Raw genomic sequence first — 16,015 nt, forward strand, 5'->3', positions numbered from 1 at the left:
CGGCATCCGTGCCGGAACGCCGAACGAGGCTGCAGCCAGTGATTCCGGGGTTCCCGCAAAGTACTCGGAATTCACTGCGAAGCTGCACGTCACTTTGCGGAGTATGTTGTCTAGTGACAATAGCGGAGAGGACACACCCGTTCCCATCCCGAACACGGAAGTTAAGCTCTCCAGCGCCGATGGTACTTGGGCAGGAAGCCCTGGGAGAGTAGGTCGTCGCTAGGCGATATTGGGGAACGCTTTAGCCGAAGATGGCTAAAGCGTTTTTTGTATTTTCGGATGTGGATTGTGATCATGGGCTGTGGTATACTTCGTTGAAGGAAAAACTGGCGTCGCCGGAAGCTGCATTCTGTACATACTAAAATCGGGATGTCGCAAACAACTGGGTGATCTTGTGTGAAACGCAATCGGACTCGTGTATCGCCATCCCGTTCATGGGTACGCGATGTCGTGTTCGTCACAATTGGCGCTTTTTTGATCGCGGTTTCCGTCAATTGGGTGTTTGTTCCGAACCAGATTGTAACGGGCGGGCTGACCGGCGTCGGTATTCTGTTGGAGTACTTGTTCGGCCTGCCGATTTCCGTTACAACGCTTTTGTTGAACGTCCCCTTGTTTGTTGCCGGGTGGAGGATGTTGGGCGGACAAGCGTTCGGAGTCAAAACGCTGTATGGTTTTGTCATCTTGGCCGGGATGATTCAGGCCACCCATGATCTCAGAACGGCGCCCCTCACCAACGAGCCGCTATTGGCCTCGATCTACGGTGGGGTGTTACTGGGAGCCGGTCTCGGGGTCGTATTCCGCGGGCGTGCCACGACGGGAGGCACCGATCTGCTGGCCCGTTTGGCGCAGAAGCTGACCGGGATCTCACCGGGCGTATTGCTGCTGATCATCGACGGAGTGATCATCGCCACGGCCGCTGTCATGTTCAGCCTGGAGCGCATTTTGTATGCGCTGGTCAGCCTGTTTGTCACCGGCAAGACGATCGATTTTATACAGGAAGGCTTGGCCCGTTCCAAGATGGCTTTTATCATTTCGTCACATAGCGGTGAAATCAAAGAACAAATCTTACATAGACTCGACCGGGGGGTCACCCAGATCGAAGCAGTGGGCGGCTATACGGGGGAGGAGCGCAGCATTTTGCTCTGTGTCGTCAGCCAATCGGAAGTATCGAACCTGAAAGATCTCGTACGGTCGATCGATCCGAACGCGTTTGTGATCGTCGCCGATGCGCATGAAGTGTTGGGAGAAGGGTTCCGCCTTCCCACCATGTAAAAATATGCCTTATCGCCCCAGATCAATGCGTGCGGCATCAGCTAACAGAACATTTTTTGGAGGGAGAGTCATCCATGACAGTGAACTCAGTCGAACAACTGGCGGTTAACACAATCCGCACCCTGTCCATCGATGCGGTAGACAAGGCGAACTCCGGCCATCCGGGCATGCCGATGGGAGCAGCGCCGATGGCGTACGTCCTGTGGACCCGGTTTATGCGGCACAATCCTGCCAATCCGTCCTGGTTCAACCGCGACCGGTTCGTGCTGTCGGCCGGACACGGATCGATGTTGTTGTACAGCCTGCTTCACCTGTGCGGCTATGATGTGACGATGGACGATCTGAAAAAATTCCGGCAATGGGGCAGCCGCACGCCCGGACATCCGGAGTACGGCCATACCCCCGGCGTCGAAGCGACAACCGGGCCACTCGGGCAAGGGATCGCGATGGCGGTCGGGATGGCGATGGCGGAACGCCATATGGCGGCGCTGTATAACCGGCCGGGCCATGAACTGGTCGATCACTACACCTATTCGATCTGCGGAGACGGTGACCTGATGGAAGGCGTGTCAGCAGAAGCGGCTTCTTTGGCGGGCCACTTAAAATTGGGCCGGCTGATCGTTTTGTACGATTCGAACCAAATTTCGCTGGACGGAGAAACCGATCTGGCATTCACGGAAGATGTAGGCAAAAGGTTTGAAGCGTATGGCTGGCAAGTGTTGCGGGTGGAAGACGGAAACGACTTGGACGCGATCGAAAAAGCGATTGCGCAAGCAAAAGAGGAGAGCGAGCGTCCGAGCCTGATCGAAATTCGCACGACGATCGGCTATGGAAGCCCGAACCGGGCAGGAACCTCTGAGGTGCACGGGGCGCCGCTTGGCGAAGCAGAATCGAAACTGACCAAACAGGCATATAACTGGCCGCATGAACCGTTCCATGTGCCGGATGAAGTGCGGGAACTGTTTGCCCAAGTGAAGCAAAAGGGGCAACAGGCGGAAGCTGAATGGAATGAACGATTTGCCCGTTATCGACAGGAATTTCCCGATTTGGCCAAACAATTTGAGAGCGCCATGCAGAATCAACTTCCGGCCGGCTGGGATTCACATCTGCCGAAATTCTCGCCTGCCGACGGAAAAATCGCAACGCGCGATGCATCCGGCAAAGCGTTGAACGCGATTGCCAAGACAGTTCCTTTCTTCCTGGGTGGATCGGCTGATCTGGCGTCCTCCAATAAAACGACGTTAAAAGAGGCTGCCGTTTTCAGTGCAAAAGACTACAGCGGCCGAAACATCTGGTTTGGTGTGCGCGAGCATGCGATGGGCGCGATCCTCAACGGCATGATGCTGCACGGCGGGGTGAAGGTATACGGAGGCACGTTCTTCGTGTTTTCCGATTATTTGCGTCCGGCGATGCGGTTGTCCGCTTTGATGAAACTGCCTGTCATCTATGTGCTGACGCACGACAGCATCGCCGTTGGCGAAGATGGTCCGACCCACCAACCGATCGAGCATCTGGCGGCGATCCGGGCAATTCCCGGCATCACGGTGCTGCGTCCGGCCGACGCAAATGAAACGGTGGCTGCCTATCGCTACGCCGTGGCGGAAAGCGAAGAGCCGGTCGCGATGGTATTGTCCCGGCAGGGGTTGCCGGTGCTGGAACAGACAACCGACAACATTTTTGAAAAAGTGGCTCGCGGCGCCTATGTGATTGCAGATGCTCCGTCCGGTCCGCAAGTGATTCTAATTGCGACCGGCTCCGAAGTCAGCCTGGCGCTGAAAGCCCAACAAGAATTGAATCAAAAAGGCATTGCGACTCGTGTGGTCAGCATGCCGAGCTGGGAGTTGTTTGAGAAGCAACCGCAAGCATACAAAGATGAGGTTTTGCCGCCAAATGTGAAAGCCCGTGTAGCGATTGAGATGGGCCATCCGATGGGGTGGGAACGCTATGTCGGCGAACAAGGCGCAATCATGGGCATTACGCAATTTGGCGCCTCGGCACCGGGTAACAAAGTGATCGAAGAGTATGGATTCACCGTCCAAAATGTGATTGCGACGGTTGAACGAATCCTGAAACCATAGCGTCACAAATCTTTCAACCCTTCCGGTTTCGAATTGTGGTAAGATGTCAATCGGACAGGAGGGAATCAGATGAAACAGCATGCCACATGGATCGCTATGGCCGTTGTATCGCTTGCCGTGCTGGCCGGATGCGGCGGTAACCAATCGGCGGCGATTCCCGATCCGACATTTACCAATGAACCGCAAAAGGCGAAAATCGTCGGATCGAACTACAAGTTTGAAGTGACGCAAGGCGAGCTGAAAGCCGGACAACCGGTCACACTGACGCTGGAAGACCAATCCGGAGCGCATGGGTTCCTGATCACCAATACAAACATCAATGAAAAACTGAAAAGCGGCGAGCAAAAGACGATCACCTGGACGCCGGACAAACCGGGCGACTATCTGGTGGTCTGCTCGGTTCCTTGCGGCTCCGGACACAGCAGCATGCAAGCGAAAATCGTCGTGAAGTAAACGGGTACCCCCGAATCGGATCGGGGGTATTTTTATTAGGTGCCTTACTTTTGTGGTTTCAACTGCGCATTTTCTGTCAATTTGCAAAATAGTTTCCCCACCACACCCGGGAATTTTCGGGCAAGCAAGAGATATAGGCTCGTTTGGAAATTGGGAGTTATTACAGGACGGGTGGACAAAATTTTTCCGGCGAGTTTGCGACCCACAGATTGGGGATCTGCCATGGCTTGTACGGGAATGCCTAGCGGTGCAGCCGATTTTGTATTGGTTAAGGGTGGATGCATAAGAGTGAAGCAGATGCCGTGGCCGCCAAACTCGAGCGACAAACTTCTTGTAAGCGATTCAATCGCTCCTTTGGTCGATGCATAGCCGCTGATTCCCCGAAACCCTGTGATGCCTACCCCCGAACTTACGTTATGGATAATCCCACTGCCTTGCGCCTTCATGTACAGATTGTCTGTTTCTGCAATTTTGGTTGAGATTTTATTCATACATATGTATAATCATTCATATGGTTCGGTATCGAACCCATTTCAGAACTGGCAAGGTTTCGGGCTGGAGGGAGAAACATGATCCGCACCGCGGTTGTGGGAGCGTCCGGGTATACGGGCATTGAGCTATTGCGCCATTTGCATCGTCATCCGCAGGTGGAAATCACATATATGGCCGGGGATTCTTCGGCAGGCAAGCAGATTCAAGACATCTATCCGCATTTTCAAGGGCTTTACGACCACCGGGTGGAAACGGCCGATCCCGATCAGATCGCAGAACGGGCGGATGTCGCGTTGATCGCGCTTCCCAGCGGTCACGCTGCCGGGATTGTGCCGTCTCTGATCGGGAAAGGCGTGCGGGTGATCGATCTCGGAGGCGACTTGCGGTTGCCTGCCGAACTGTATGAGACTTGGTACGGAAAAACACCCGTCCCGGAATCGTTGCAAAACCAGGCTGTGTACGGACTGTCCGAATGGTATCGGGGTGAGATACAAGGCGCCCGGTTGGTCGCTAATCCGGGATGCTATCCGACAGCCACGCTGCTGGCATTATTGCCGCTTGTGAAGGAGGGCGCGATCGAACTGGATTCGATCATCGTCGACGCCAAGTCGGGCGTATCGGGAGCGGGACGGACGGCCGCGGTCGGGTCGATTTTTTCGGAGGTCAATGAGAATTTCAAAGCGTACCGGGTGAATCAACATCAGCATACGCCGGAGATCGAGCTGCAGTTGTCGCGGGTTGTCGGGGCGCCGGTGCTGATCACTTTCACCCCCCACCTGGTGCCGATGACAAGAGGGATTTTGGCCACCTGTTATGCGAAAGTGGCCGAAGGGTGGACGCAAGAGCGGCTGTTTGATCTATACCGCAGCACTTATGCAGGGAAGCAGTTCGTTCGAATCCGACCGGAAGGGAATTATCCGCAGACGAAGGAAGTGAGCGGGTCCAACCTGTGCGACATCGGATTGTCGCTCGATTCTCGAACGGGGCGGCTGACCGTATTGTCCGCGATCGACAACCTGGTCAAAGGTGCTTCCGGGCAAGCGATTCAAAACCTGAACATCATGATGGGGCTGGAGGAGACAACCGGGTTGGTGTCGGTACCTTTGTACCCGTAAGCAAATTCCCATCGTGCATGAGCCGGGAGCCAGTGCTGGGTCTGGTAGACAGTGACGGGTTCACACAATTTTTTAAAGGGAGAGCGGAGTCTTTTCCGATTTCTGTGGGGGGAGGGGCACATTGTGTTGAAGGCGGCAAGCAAAATCAAGATTCTCGAAAACGGCGGCTTGACATCGCCGAAAGGATACAGGGCGGCAGGAGTGGCTGCCGGGGTGAAAAACGGCAATCGAACGAAAAAAGATGTAGCAATCTTGGTATCGGACGTGCCGGCGGCGGCGGCCGGGGTGTACACGACCAATGCAGTGCAGGCAGCGCCGGTGCTGGTTACCAAGCAATCGCTGGCAAAAAAAGGCCAGCTGCAAGCGGTGGTTGTCAATTCCGGCAACGCGAATGCGTGTACAGGTGAGCAAGGTCTGCTGGACGCGCAGGCCATGCAAGCCTTGACTGCGGAATCCTTGCACATCGACAAGGAACTGGTGGGAGTCGCATCGACCGGCGTGATCGGTGTGTTGTTGCCGATGGACCGGATCGAAGCGGGGATTGCGGAAGCCATGCGCCAGTTGTCCGGGCAGGGCGGCGGTAATTTTGCAGAAGCGATCATGACCACCGATTTGGTGAAAAAAGAGACGGCCGTGCAGGTGACAATCAATGGTCAACCGGTCACCATCGGCGGAGTGGCGAAAGGGTCCGGCATGATTCATCCGAATATGGCGACGATGTTGGCGTTTCTTACGACCGATGCGGCAGTTGAGCAGGCGGCGCTGCAAGACCTGCTGCGGCAGGTGACAAACCGTACATTCAACCGCATCACAGTCGACGGAGATACTAGCACCAACGATATGGTGCTGGCGCTGGCGAACGGGATGGCCGGGAGCGATACGTTGACTCCCGCGCATGCGGAATGGCCGATTTTTGCTGAGGCGTTTGAAGCGGTGGCGCTGCATTTGGCAAAGGCGATCGCGCGCGACGGGGAAGGCGCCACCCGCTTGATCGTCGCTGAAGTAACCGGGGCCCGTACCGAGCAGGATGCGGAAAAAGTGGCGAAGACGATCGTCGGTTCCAGTCTGGTGAAAACGGCCGTGTTTGGCGCGGATGCGAATTGGGGACGGCTGATGATGGCGGTCGGGCGTTCCGGGGCGTATGTCGATCCGAGTCGGGTGGGCATCTGGATCGGAGACGTGCAGGTGGCGGCGAACGGCATGGGGCTTTTGTTCGATGAAGCGGCGGCGACGCGGGAATTGGAAAAAGATCCGGTTGTGTTCAAAGTGAACCTGCAAGTCGGCGAGGCGGAAGCGACCGCCTACGGCTGCGATCTGACCTACGAATATGTAAAAATCAATGGAAGCTATCGCACGTAAGAGACACATGCACCGGTGCAAAAGCGGGAGGAGACGGAATGACGGAGTGGACAGCGAAGGCATCCGTGTTGATCGAGGCATTGCCCTACATTCAGCGGTTTGCCGGCAAAACGATGGTGATCAAATACGGCGGTTCCGCGATGGGCGGTCCGTTTGAACAGGTGATTCTCGACATCATTTGGCTGAAGCAGGCGGGGATTCGGCCGGTGGTTGTGCACGGCGGCGGCAAAGAGATATCCGGGCTCCTCAAGCGTTTGCAGATCGAGTCCCGGTTTGTTGACGGACTGCGCGTTACCGACCCGGAGACGATGCATGTGGTCGAAATGGTGCTGGGCGGAAGTGTCAACAAACGAATCGCAGCCACCTTCTACAAACACGGCGTGGCGGCCGTCGGGCTGACCGGCGTCGACGGCGGATTGCTGCAAGTGCGGCAAAAACGGGAAGACCTCGGCCTGGTGGGGGAAGTGATCGGTGTCAACAGCGCCTTCATTGAACAACTGATCGATGCGGGGGTGGTGCCGATCATTGCGCCGATCGGCGTCGACGATCAGGGAGTCCGTTACAATGTGAATGCGGACTCGGCGGCAGGCGCGATTGCGGGCGCCTTGCAGGCGGAAAAATTGGTCCTGTTGACCGACGTGCCCGGCATTATGCGCGAAACGCCGGCCGGCAAGGAGATTCTCAACCAGGTGACGCCGCAAGAGATTCAGGCTCTGCTGGCGGAAGGCCAGATCACGGGCGGCATGGTGCCGAAGGTAGAGGCCTGTTTGCAGGCGTTGGCGGCGGGAGCGAAGCATGTTCATATTTTGAACGGAGAAGAGCCGCATGCGCTGCTGCTGGAAGTATTTACCGATCAGGGGATCGGAACGATGGTGATCGGAGGGGAATCCGCATGAGCAACACAACAAGCCAAAATCAGGCGCACATCAGCAATCCTGTCATGCAGACCTACGGCCGTTGGCCGGTGACAATGGTCAAGGGGGAGGGCGTCTGGCTGTATGATGCGGAGGGCAAGCGGTATCTCGATTTTACGGCGGGCATTGCGGTGACCGCGCTCGGGCACGCCCATCCGGAGATCGCCCAGGCGATCGCGGAACAGGCCCGGACGCTGCTGCATTGCTCCAACCTGTACCACATTCCCGGCCAGATCGAACTGGCGCAAAAATTGACGGAGTTGTCTTGTTGCGACAAGGTCTTTTTCTGCAACTCGGGGGCGGAAGCGATTGAAGGTTCGATCAAAATGGCCCGCCGCTACGCATATCAGACATACGGCCCGCACAAACACGAGATCATCGCGTTTGAGCATTCCTTCCACGGGCGCACACTGGGAGCGCTGACCGCCACTTGCCAGGCCAAGTATCAGGAAGGGTTCGGGCCGTTGGTGCCGGGGTTTCACTATGCAAAACCGGGTGATCTCGCGTCGGTGCAATCGCTTGTCTCTGAGAAGACCTGCGCGATTTTGCTGGAACCGGTGCAGGGGGAAGGCGGCGTACGCCCGTTCGGCCAGGAGTTTTTGGCAGCGATCCGGCAATTGTGCGACGAGCACGGCATCCTGCTGATTTTTGATGAAGTGCAGACCGGCGTCGGCCGGACCGGGACATTTTTTGCGTATGAACAGTTGGGAGTGGAACCAGATATCATCGCACTGGCCAAAGGATTGGCGAACGGAGTACCGATCGGTGCCGTTCTGGCGAAACAAAAGATCGCCGCTGTGATGGTGCCGGGGACGCACGCGAGCACGTTTGGCGGCAACCCGCTGGCGACCGCCGCCGGGCTTGCCACGGTGAACATTTTGCTGCAGCAGGGAATCCTCGCACACGTGCGGGAAACTGGCCAATACCTGGCGGGAAAATTGCAGACGCTGGCAGACAAACATCCGGTTGCGCAAGAGGTGCGCGGTATGGGATTGCTGGTTGGATTGACGCTCGACCGCCCGGCTGGAGAGGTAGTGCAGGCGTGTCTGGAAAAAGGGCTGCTGCTGACGGTGGCCGGCGGCAACACGGTTCGCTTCACGCCGCCTTTGGTCGTAACGAAGGAACAGATCGACCAGGCAGTCGAGATTCTGGATCAGGTTCTGGCAAAATTGTATCAGCCCGTTTGATCGCAAAAAACCGCTCACATAGCGGATGACCAGACAGCGATTGAAGCTTGCGTCCCATGCAGGTGGGCCGCATATATTTTGATACAAAAAGCCCACAGTCACTTGGTGACAGTAGGGCTTTTCCTATGTGGTCTGATTGCTTGTGGATGTCAAAACGGCGGCGGTGGTGCACCCGGAAACAAAGGGATAAAATTGCCGCGGCCGAATGCGCCGCAATCCAAACATCCCTGCGTCATCCGCTCCAAGCAACAAGGCCGCCCTTCGCAGGCGGCCCATTTTCTTCACTCCATTACCCGCAACATCGCGGTTTCGTCGCAGGTCGGGAACTTGCTGCAATTGATGCAATCCTTCCATACTTTGTGCGGCAGCGTGTCTTTTGGCACGATCTGAAACCCGCATTTCAGGAAGAAGTCGACCTGGTAGGTGAGCGACAACACGCGGGGAATTCCCAGTTGGAACGATTCCTTGACCAAGCGCGACACAAGTTCCCGGCCGAGCCCTCTCCCTTTTTTGTCCGGGGCGATCGCCAGCGACCGGATCTCCGACAGATCTTTCCACAGGATGTGCAGGCCGCCCACCCCGATGATCCGCCCGTCTTCTTCGATCACCGTCAAGGATTGCAGATTCTCATATATCGAAATGCGCGGACGCGGCAACAGCAGTCCAAGATCCGCATTCATCTGAATCAGCTCGTAAATCGCTTCCGTATCGCCCATTACGGCTTTGCGAAACTGCATGGGAATCCACTCCGTAAATAAGTATACAAAATTTAGTATAAGTATACACGTAGCTGCATGTCCCGTCTACGGTTTTTTTGTGTAATGGGTGTCAGAAAATTGGCAAGCCCATTTTGTGCGGACCAGGGCGGCTGTCCATACGCCGGTTGCAAAGCGGGCGTACAATAGACCAGCACAGAATTCTGCGAGTGGACTCAGCAAACACAAGTCCGCCGCGGAAAGAGCTAACGGGAGGGAGTACGCATGTTTCCGTTTGCAGGTGCGCCCGGTGCCGGCTTCTGGGGAGGCTGGTCTTGGTGGGCGATCGCTTTTCTGATTGCGTTTATCGTATTTTTTGGCATTGCCCTGGTCGGGGCGGGATGGGCAGGTTTTCGATAGACCCGGTATCGGCACCGGGTTTTCTTCTTTTTATAAAAACGCACACGCGTCGGCTTGAACGGGGGATGAGGGAGCGGCGGTTGCCCTGCGAGCAAAATAAAAAGGCCCGTGGGCCTTATAAGAGGGGCTCTTCCGGAAAGAGCATCTATATCAACGCTCCGCTCCCTTTGTCTATACACCTCCGTACGGGATGGAGCGGTGCCTGGGATACTGTACTATATGCGGCGGGGGCCGGAATGGTGCCCGCCGTTCCAGTTTTTCCGGCATCGGGACAAGCGCTCTCCGAAAGTGCCCTTCGAAAAAACATTGCAAATTTATTCATGTAAACGTATAATAATTCGAGATGATGCATTTATATACAAAAGAGAGAGTGAATGTTTCAGGGAGGGAATCGGGATGTCGCATACAACCAGCATAAGCCAGGCCAGGGATACCGCGTGTTCCGGCCGCGCGTTGAAGGGACGGCTGATCCTCGAGAACGGACAGATGTTTGCTGGCACGATCATCGGAAAGCCGCGACGAGGTTACGGAGAAGTCGTCTTTCATACCGGAATGACGGGGTATCAGGAGATTCTGACCGATCCCTCTTACGCCGGACAAATCGTGGTGATGACCTACCCGCTGATCGGCAACTATGGCATCAACCCGCAGGATTTTGAGTCCCGCAAGCCGTGGCTTTCCGGTTTTGTAACGGCAGAGGCGTGCGACGAACCGAGCCATTGGCAAAGCAACCAAACCTTGTCCGATTATCTCACTGAACAGGGAATCGTCGGACTGACCGGTGTCGATACAAGAACGATCGTGCGCATGATTCGCGACAAAGGGGCGCTGAAAGGCTGGATCGTCCCCGATGAAGGCGGTGATCCACCAACCGCCGACGAACTCGACTTCCCGGAGACAATGAAAGGGCATGTGGAACGGGTGACGACTCCCGCCATGTATCAAGCTTCCGAAAGCGGCAGGTACCACGTTGTGGTGATCGACTTCGGAACCAAAACGAACATCATTCGCTCGCTGGTACACATGGGCTGCAAAGTCACGGTCGTTCCGGCCAGGACATCGTTCGAAACGATCCGGGAACTGCGTCCGGACGGCATTCTGCTGTCGAACGGTCCCGGCGACCCGATCGACTGTGCAGACGTGTTACCGACGATTCGAAAATTGGCCGGAACCTATCCGCTGATGGGGATCTGCTTGGGCCATCAGCTACTGGCACTCGCGTTCGGAGCGAAAACCGGCAAAATGTTGTTCGGCCACCGCGGCTCCAACCATCCAGTAAAAGAACTGACCTCCGGGCGGGTCTGGATCACATCGCAGAATCACGGATATGCGGTGCTCGCCGAAGACATCCCGGCTGCGTTGGAAGTGACGCATATCAACGTGAATGACGGATCGATCGAGGGCATTCGTGTGAAAAGCCTGCCTGCTTTTTCGGTGCAGTTCCATCCGGAAGCATGCCCGGGTCCGCGCGATTCGGAAGGATTGTTTGAGAAATTCTTGCAACATATGGCGGAACAGGGGGAACGTCATCTTGTACACGCAACCTAGTCCTGTTGCCCGGGAGACGATTCTGGTCATCGGTTCCGGGCCGATCGTGATCGGGCAGGCGGCCGAATTCGACTATGCGGGCACGCAGGCGTGCAAGGCGCTGCGGGAGGAAGGCTACCGCGTGGTGCTTGTCAATTCGAATCCGGCCACGATCATGACCGATCTGGATGTGGCCGATGTCGTTTATATAGAACCTTTGAATGTGGATACGCTGACGCGGATTATCGAAGCGGAGCGGCCCGGCGGACTGTTGGCCACGCTCGGCGGCCAGACCGGCCTGAACCTGGCGGTGCAGCTTGATGAGGCGGGAGTGTTGGAGCGGTACGGCGTCAAGCTGCTTGGAACATCGCTTGAGTCGATCAAGCAGGCGGAGGATCGCCAGCTGTTTAAAGACCTGATGAATTCGATCGGGCAGCCGATTCCCCAGTCGAAGGTGGTGGAATCGCTTGCGGAAGGGATCGAGTTTGTGGAAAAAATCGGCCTTCCCGTGATTATCCGCCCTGCGTACACGCTGGGGGGAACGGGCGGCGGCATTGCCGAAACGATGGAAGAGTTCAAGGCGATCGCCACGCGCGGGTTGAAGCAGAGCCCGATCGGCCAGATCCTGGTCGAGCAGAGCATCAAGGGCTGGAAAGAGATCGAGTATGAAGTGATGCGCGATGCGGCTGACACCTGCATCACGATCTGCAATATGGAAAATATCGATCCGGTCGGGGTGCACACCGGGGATAGCATCGTGGTGGCCCCCTCGCAGACGTTGACCGACCAGGAATACCAGATGCTGCGGACGGCGGCGGTGGAAATCATCCGGGCGTTGAAAATCGAGGGCGGCTGCAACGTGCAGTTTGCGCTGCACCCGACCAGCCGGGACTATTGCGTGATCGAGGTGAATCCGCGCGTGTCCCGTTCCTCGGCGCTCGCGTCGAAAGCGACCGGCTATCCGATCGCCAAGATGGCCGCCAAGATCGCGGTCGGAAAACGGCTGGACGAGATTCTCAACCCGGTCACAGGCAAGACCTATGCGTCGTTTGAACCGGCACTCGATTACGTGGTGGTGAAAATCCCGCGCTGGCCGTTCGACAAATTCCCGACAGCCGACCGCACGCTGGGAACGCAGATGAAGGCGACGGGCGAGGTGATGGCGCTCGAGCGGTCATTCGAAGCCGCTTTGCAAAAAGCGATCCGCTCGCTCGACATCGGGCTTGACGGCTTGCAGATGAAAGGCCTGTCCGATCTGCCGGATGCCGATTTGCAGCGGATTCTCGCGAAGGAACCGGACGACCGCCGGTTGTTTGCAGCGGCGGAAGCGCTACGCCGCGGTTGGCCAGTTGGGCAGATTTGCGGCTTGACGGGGATCGACCGATTTTTCATCAGCAAGCTGGCCAAATTGATCCGATTCGAAACGGAACTGGCTGCCGTCGGTGCAGCCGGGCTGACCGATGAACTTCTGTTGGAAGCGAAAAAGCTCGGCTTCTCCGATGAGCGAATTGGGAGACTCACCGGGCTCACCGGCGAAGACATCCGGGCGAAACGGCTTGCGGCAGGCATTCTGCCTTCCTATTTACTGGTTGATACATGTGCGGCCGAATTTGAGTCGGCGACACCTTACTACTATTCGACTTATCGCTGTCAGGATGAAGTGACGCCTTCCGACCGGAAAAAGGCGCTTGTCATCGGCTCTGGGCCGATCCGGATCGGGCAGGGGATCGAGTTTGATTACTGCTCGGTGCATGCGGTGTGGGCGCTGAAGCGGCAAGGGTATGAAACGGTCATCATCAACAACAATCCGGAGACAGTGTCGACCGATTTTGACACGGCGGACCGGTTGTATTTTGAACCGTTGACGCTGGAAGACGTGCTGGCGGTGATCGAAAAGGAAGGTGTCGAGCAGGTTCTGATCCAGTATGGCGGACAGACTGCCATCAATCTGGCAGCCAAGCTGGAAAAAGCGTTGGCCGGAAGCGGCGTGAAAATCGCCGGAACTCCGCTGGCGGGGGTGAATCGGGCGGAAGACCGCGACCAGTTTCGCCGGTTCCTGCTGGAGCAGGGAATTCCGCAAACGGAAGGCGGCACCGCAACCGACGTGGAGTCTGCCGTGACGGTCGCGGCGCAGATCGGGTATCCGGTGGTGGTCCGACCGTCCTATGTGATCGGCGGCCGGGCGATGGCGATTGTCTACAATGAACAGGAACTGCGCGATTACATGCGTCTGGCGGTCGATGTCAACCCGGAGCATCCGGTTTTGATCGACGCTTACCTTGCTGGAAAAGAAGTCGAAGTCGATGCCGTGTGTGACGGGGAGAACGTGCTGATTCCGGGGATTTTTGAGCATATCGAACGGGCCGGTGTCCACTCGGGCGATTCGATGGCGGTCTATCCGCCGCAGTCGCTCACAGAGCAGGAGATTGCCACGATCGTCGATTATACGGAAAAAATCGGCCGGCACCTGCCGGTTATCGGTCTCGTCAACATTCAGTTTGTGATTTTCGACGGACGCGTGTACGTGCTGGAAGTCAATCCGCGTGCATCCCGCACGGTGCCGATCATCTCGAAAGTGACGGGGATTCCGTTGATCGATTTGTCGGTGCAGGTGCAGTTGGGACGGAAGCTGACGGACTGCGGCTTCGGCACAGGGCTTGCTGCGAAACAGCCTTATGTGGTGGTGAAAGCGCCGGTGTTCTCATTTGCAAAGATTACCGGATTCGATATTCACCTCGGTCCGGAGATGAAATCTACCGGCGAAGTGCTGGGTATCGGAAAAGATTATGCGGCGGCGGCGGCCAGCGCATTTTCCGGGATCGGCATCGGGCTGCAACCCGGCGGGCTGTTCTGCGCGATCACGGATCGCGAGAAAGCGGCGGCGATTCCGCTGCTGAAACGGTATGCGGAGCTTGGCTTCACGCTCTACGCAACGCCGCAAACAGCCCGGCTTCTGGCGGAGAACGGGATCCAAGAGGTTGTCCCGGTGGAGAAGGAACGCGAGGCGATCGAAGGGTTGTTGAAAGCGGGGGGTATCCAACTGGTCTTGAACATTCCGACGCGCGGCCAGGACCCGGAACGATTGGGCTTCTGGCTCAGGCGCTACAGCGTGGAAACGCGCGTGCCGTGCCTGACATCGCTCGATACGGCAGGCGCTCTGCTGATGGCGCTGGAACGGCAGCCGGATCTGGCGCCGCAACCGCTGGCACCCGCTCCGGTCAAGTGACGGGACAACGTTTCGGTACACCTTGTCCGAGTACATGTGCGGCCGGTGGGATGGAAATTGTCGTGGGCCATGCGGCGGCCGACGGGGTAACACTTCTTTTATTTATTAGCGGCCCATTTTTGGGTATGGGGGGAGAAAAGGATGGCCAAACCGATGCCTGTGATCAAGGAGTGGCAAGTCGATCGGCTGAAAGGCCGCGATTTTATCGATTTTGCGGATTATTCGCCGGCGGAGCTGGACTATCTGATCTCGCTGGCGGAACGGATCAAGCACAAGCAGAAAATGGGGGAACCCTATCAGCCGCTGTTGGGCAAGACGCTCGGCATGTTCTTTACAAAAGCGTCGACGAGAACCAGGGTGTCGTTTGAAGTCGGCATGTACCAGTTGGGCGGGCATGCGATTTTTCTGGCTGGCAACGATACGCAGCTCGGGCGCGGGGAACCGATTTCCGACACGGCGAAAGTGATGTCGCGTTATGTGGACGCGATCATGATCCGGACGTTTGCCCACGAGGACGTGGTGGAATTGGCCGAACATGCGAGCGTGCCGGTGATCAATGCACTGACCGATCTGCACCATCCTTGCCAGGTGCTGGCTGACGTCCTGACGTTGAAAGAATACAAAGGGACGTTAAAAGGACTGACGGTTGCCTATGTCGGGGACGGCAACAATATGGCCAATTCCTGGATCCAGGCGGCTCCCAAGTTCGGCCTGAACATGCGGGTGGCAACGCCGGAAGGGTATGAATGCGACCCGGCGGTGGTCGAACAGGCAAAAGCGTTCGCCGAAGAATCTGGTACAGAATTGGTGTTTACCAAGGATCCGGTGGAAGCGGTGAAAGACGCGGATCTGGTGTATACCGACGTATGGGCCAGCATGGGGCAGGAAGCGGAACAGGCGGAGCGTGTCGAGAAATTTGCCGTGTACCAGGTGAACGAAGCGCTCTGCCGCCATGCAAAGCCGGATTACCTGTTTATGCACTGCCTGCCGGCGCACCGCGGGGAGGAAGTGACTTCCGAGATCATCGACGGTCCGCACTCGGTTGTTTTTGATGAAGCGGAAAATCGGCTGCACGTCCAGAAAGCGATTCTGGTTGCCACCATTGGGTAACGGCAGGTGCGGGGCCACGGACGCCGGAGCCGGTGCAGGCAATGGTCACCGGAACCGGCGTAGGCCGGGACCGTTGGCGCGGTTGACAGGCTCTGTGTTTTTATAGACAATGATGCCTGTATGTGCAGAGTGAAAAGGAAGCTTATTATATTCAGTTGAACGGAGCG

At 56.8% G+C, this 16,015-nt stretch carries 13 protein-coding genes and 1 rRNA gene; 12 read left to right on the forward strand and 2 right to left on the reverse strand.

Going from position 1 to position 16,015, the window contains the following annotated elements; genetic code table 11:
* Positions 1-109: 109 nt before the first annotated feature.
* The 4 genes from rrf to C230_RS21390 all read left to right on the forward strand — a co-directional run bounded on the left by rrf (position 110) and on the right by C230_RS21390 (position 3,803).
* A 5S ribosomal RNA gene (gene rrf, locus C230_RS0110735) occupies positions 110-225 on the forward strand.
* A gap of 171 nt (positions 226-396) precedes the next feature.
* Positions 397-1,272, forward strand: coding sequence for a YitT family protein (locus C230_RS20115; RefSeq protein WP_051074243.1), 876 nt, complete (start codon positions 397-399; stop codon positions 1,270-1,272).
* Positions 1,273-1,346: 74 nt separating this feature from the next.
* Positions 1,347-3,350: a transketolase gene (tkt, locus tag C230_RS0110745; protein ID WP_018132041.1), complete on the forward strand. Its 2,004-nt coding sequence runs from the start codon at positions 1,347-1,349 to the stop codon at positions 3,348-3,350.
* Positions 3,351-3,419: 69 nt separating this feature from the next.
* Positions 3,420-3,803: a cupredoxin domain-containing protein gene (locus tag C230_RS21390; protein WP_018132042.1), complete on the forward strand. Its 384-nt coding sequence runs from the start codon at positions 3,420-3,422 to the stop codon at positions 3,801-3,803.
* 44 nt (positions 3,804-3,847) lie between these two features.
* Here C230_RS21390 and C230_RS22010 read toward each other — a convergent pair whose 3' ends face one another.
* Positions 3,848-4,294, reverse strand: coding sequence for an SDR family NAD(P)-dependent oxidoreductase (locus C230_RS22010; RefSeq protein ID WP_083910540.1), 447 nt, complete (start codon positions 4,292-4,294; stop codon positions 3,848-3,850).
* 78 nt (positions 4,295-4,372) lie between these two features.
* Between C230_RS22010 and argC the strand changes: the two genes are divergently transcribed.
* The 4 genes from argC (at position 4,373) to C230_RS0110770 (ending at position 8,870) form a co-directional block, all read left to right on the forward strand.
* Positions 4,373-5,410 carry an N-acetyl-gamma-glutamyl-phosphate reductase gene (argC, locus tag C230_RS0110755; protein ID WP_018132043.1) on the forward strand — a complete coding sequence of 346 codons (1,038 nt, stop codon included), beginning with the start codon at positions 4,373-4,375 and terminating at the stop codon, positions 5,408-5,410.
* Positions 5,411-5,533: 123 nt separating this feature from the next.
* Entirely contained in the window at positions 5,534-6,769 is a 1,236-nt protein-coding gene (gene argJ / locus C230_RS0110760; RefSeq protein WP_018132044.1) for a bifunctional glutamate N-acetyltransferase/amino-acid acetyltransferase ArgJ, read from the forward strand.
* A gap of 38 nt (positions 6,770-6,807) precedes the next feature.
* Positions 6,808-7,665: an acetylglutamate kinase gene (gene argB, locus C230_RS0110765; protein WP_018132045.1), complete on the forward strand. Its 858-nt coding sequence runs from the start codon at positions 6,808-6,810 to the stop codon at positions 7,663-7,665.
* A complete protein-coding gene (locus C230_RS0110770; RefSeq protein WP_018132046.1) occupies positions 7,662-8,870 on the forward strand; it encodes an acetylornithine transaminase in 1,209 nt (402 codons plus the stop codon). The genes argB and C230_RS0110770 overlap by 4 nt, the downstream gene beginning before the upstream one ends.
* Positions 8,871-9,151: 281 nt before the next feature.
* On the opposite strand, the gene C230_RS0110780 is transcribed toward C230_RS0110770, so the two are convergent.
* Positions 9,152-9,607 (reverse strand): N-acetyltransferase, encoded by a 456-nt coding sequence (locus C230_RS0110780; protein ID WP_018132048.1) that lies wholly within the window; start codon positions 9,605-9,607, stop codon positions 9,152-9,154.
* A gap of 243 nt (positions 9,608-9,850) precedes the next feature.
* Between C230_RS0110780 and C230_RS23610 the strand changes: the two genes are divergently transcribed.
* The 4 genes from C230_RS23610 to argF all read left to right on the forward strand — a co-directional run bounded on the left by C230_RS23610 (position 9,851) and on the right by argF (position 15,848).
* Positions 9,851-9,985 carry a hypothetical protein gene (locus C230_RS23610; RefSeq protein ID WP_018132049.1) on the forward strand — a complete coding sequence of 45 codons (135 nt, stop codon included), beginning with the start codon at positions 9,851-9,853 and terminating at the stop codon, positions 9,983-9,985.
* Positions 9,986-10,381: 396 nt separating this feature from the next.
* Positions 10,382-11,533, forward strand: a complete 1,152-nt coding sequence (locus tag C230_RS0110790; RefSeq protein WP_018132050.1) for a carbamoyl phosphate synthase small subunit — start codon at positions 10,382-10,384, stop codon at positions 11,531-11,533.
* A complete protein-coding gene (carB, locus tag C230_RS0110795) occupies positions 11,517-14,738 on the forward strand; it encodes a carbamoyl-phosphate synthase (glutamine-hydrolyzing) large subunit (protein ID WP_018132051.1) in 3,222 nt (1,073 codons plus the stop codon). The genes C230_RS0110790 and carB overlap by 17 nt, the downstream gene beginning before the upstream one ends.
* Positions 14,739-14,879: 141 nt before the next feature.
* Entirely contained in the window at positions 14,880-15,848 is a 969-nt protein-coding gene (gene argF, locus C230_RS0110800; RefSeq protein ID WP_018132052.1) for an ornithine carbamoyltransferase, read from the forward strand.
* The last annotated feature ends 167 nt before the right edge of the window (positions 15,849-16,015 follow it).

Source organism: Effusibacillus pohliae DSM 22757 (assembly GCF_000376225.1).
Lineage (GTDB): Bacteria > Bacillota > Bacilli > Tumebacillales > Effusibacillaceae > Effusibacillus > Effusibacillus pohliae.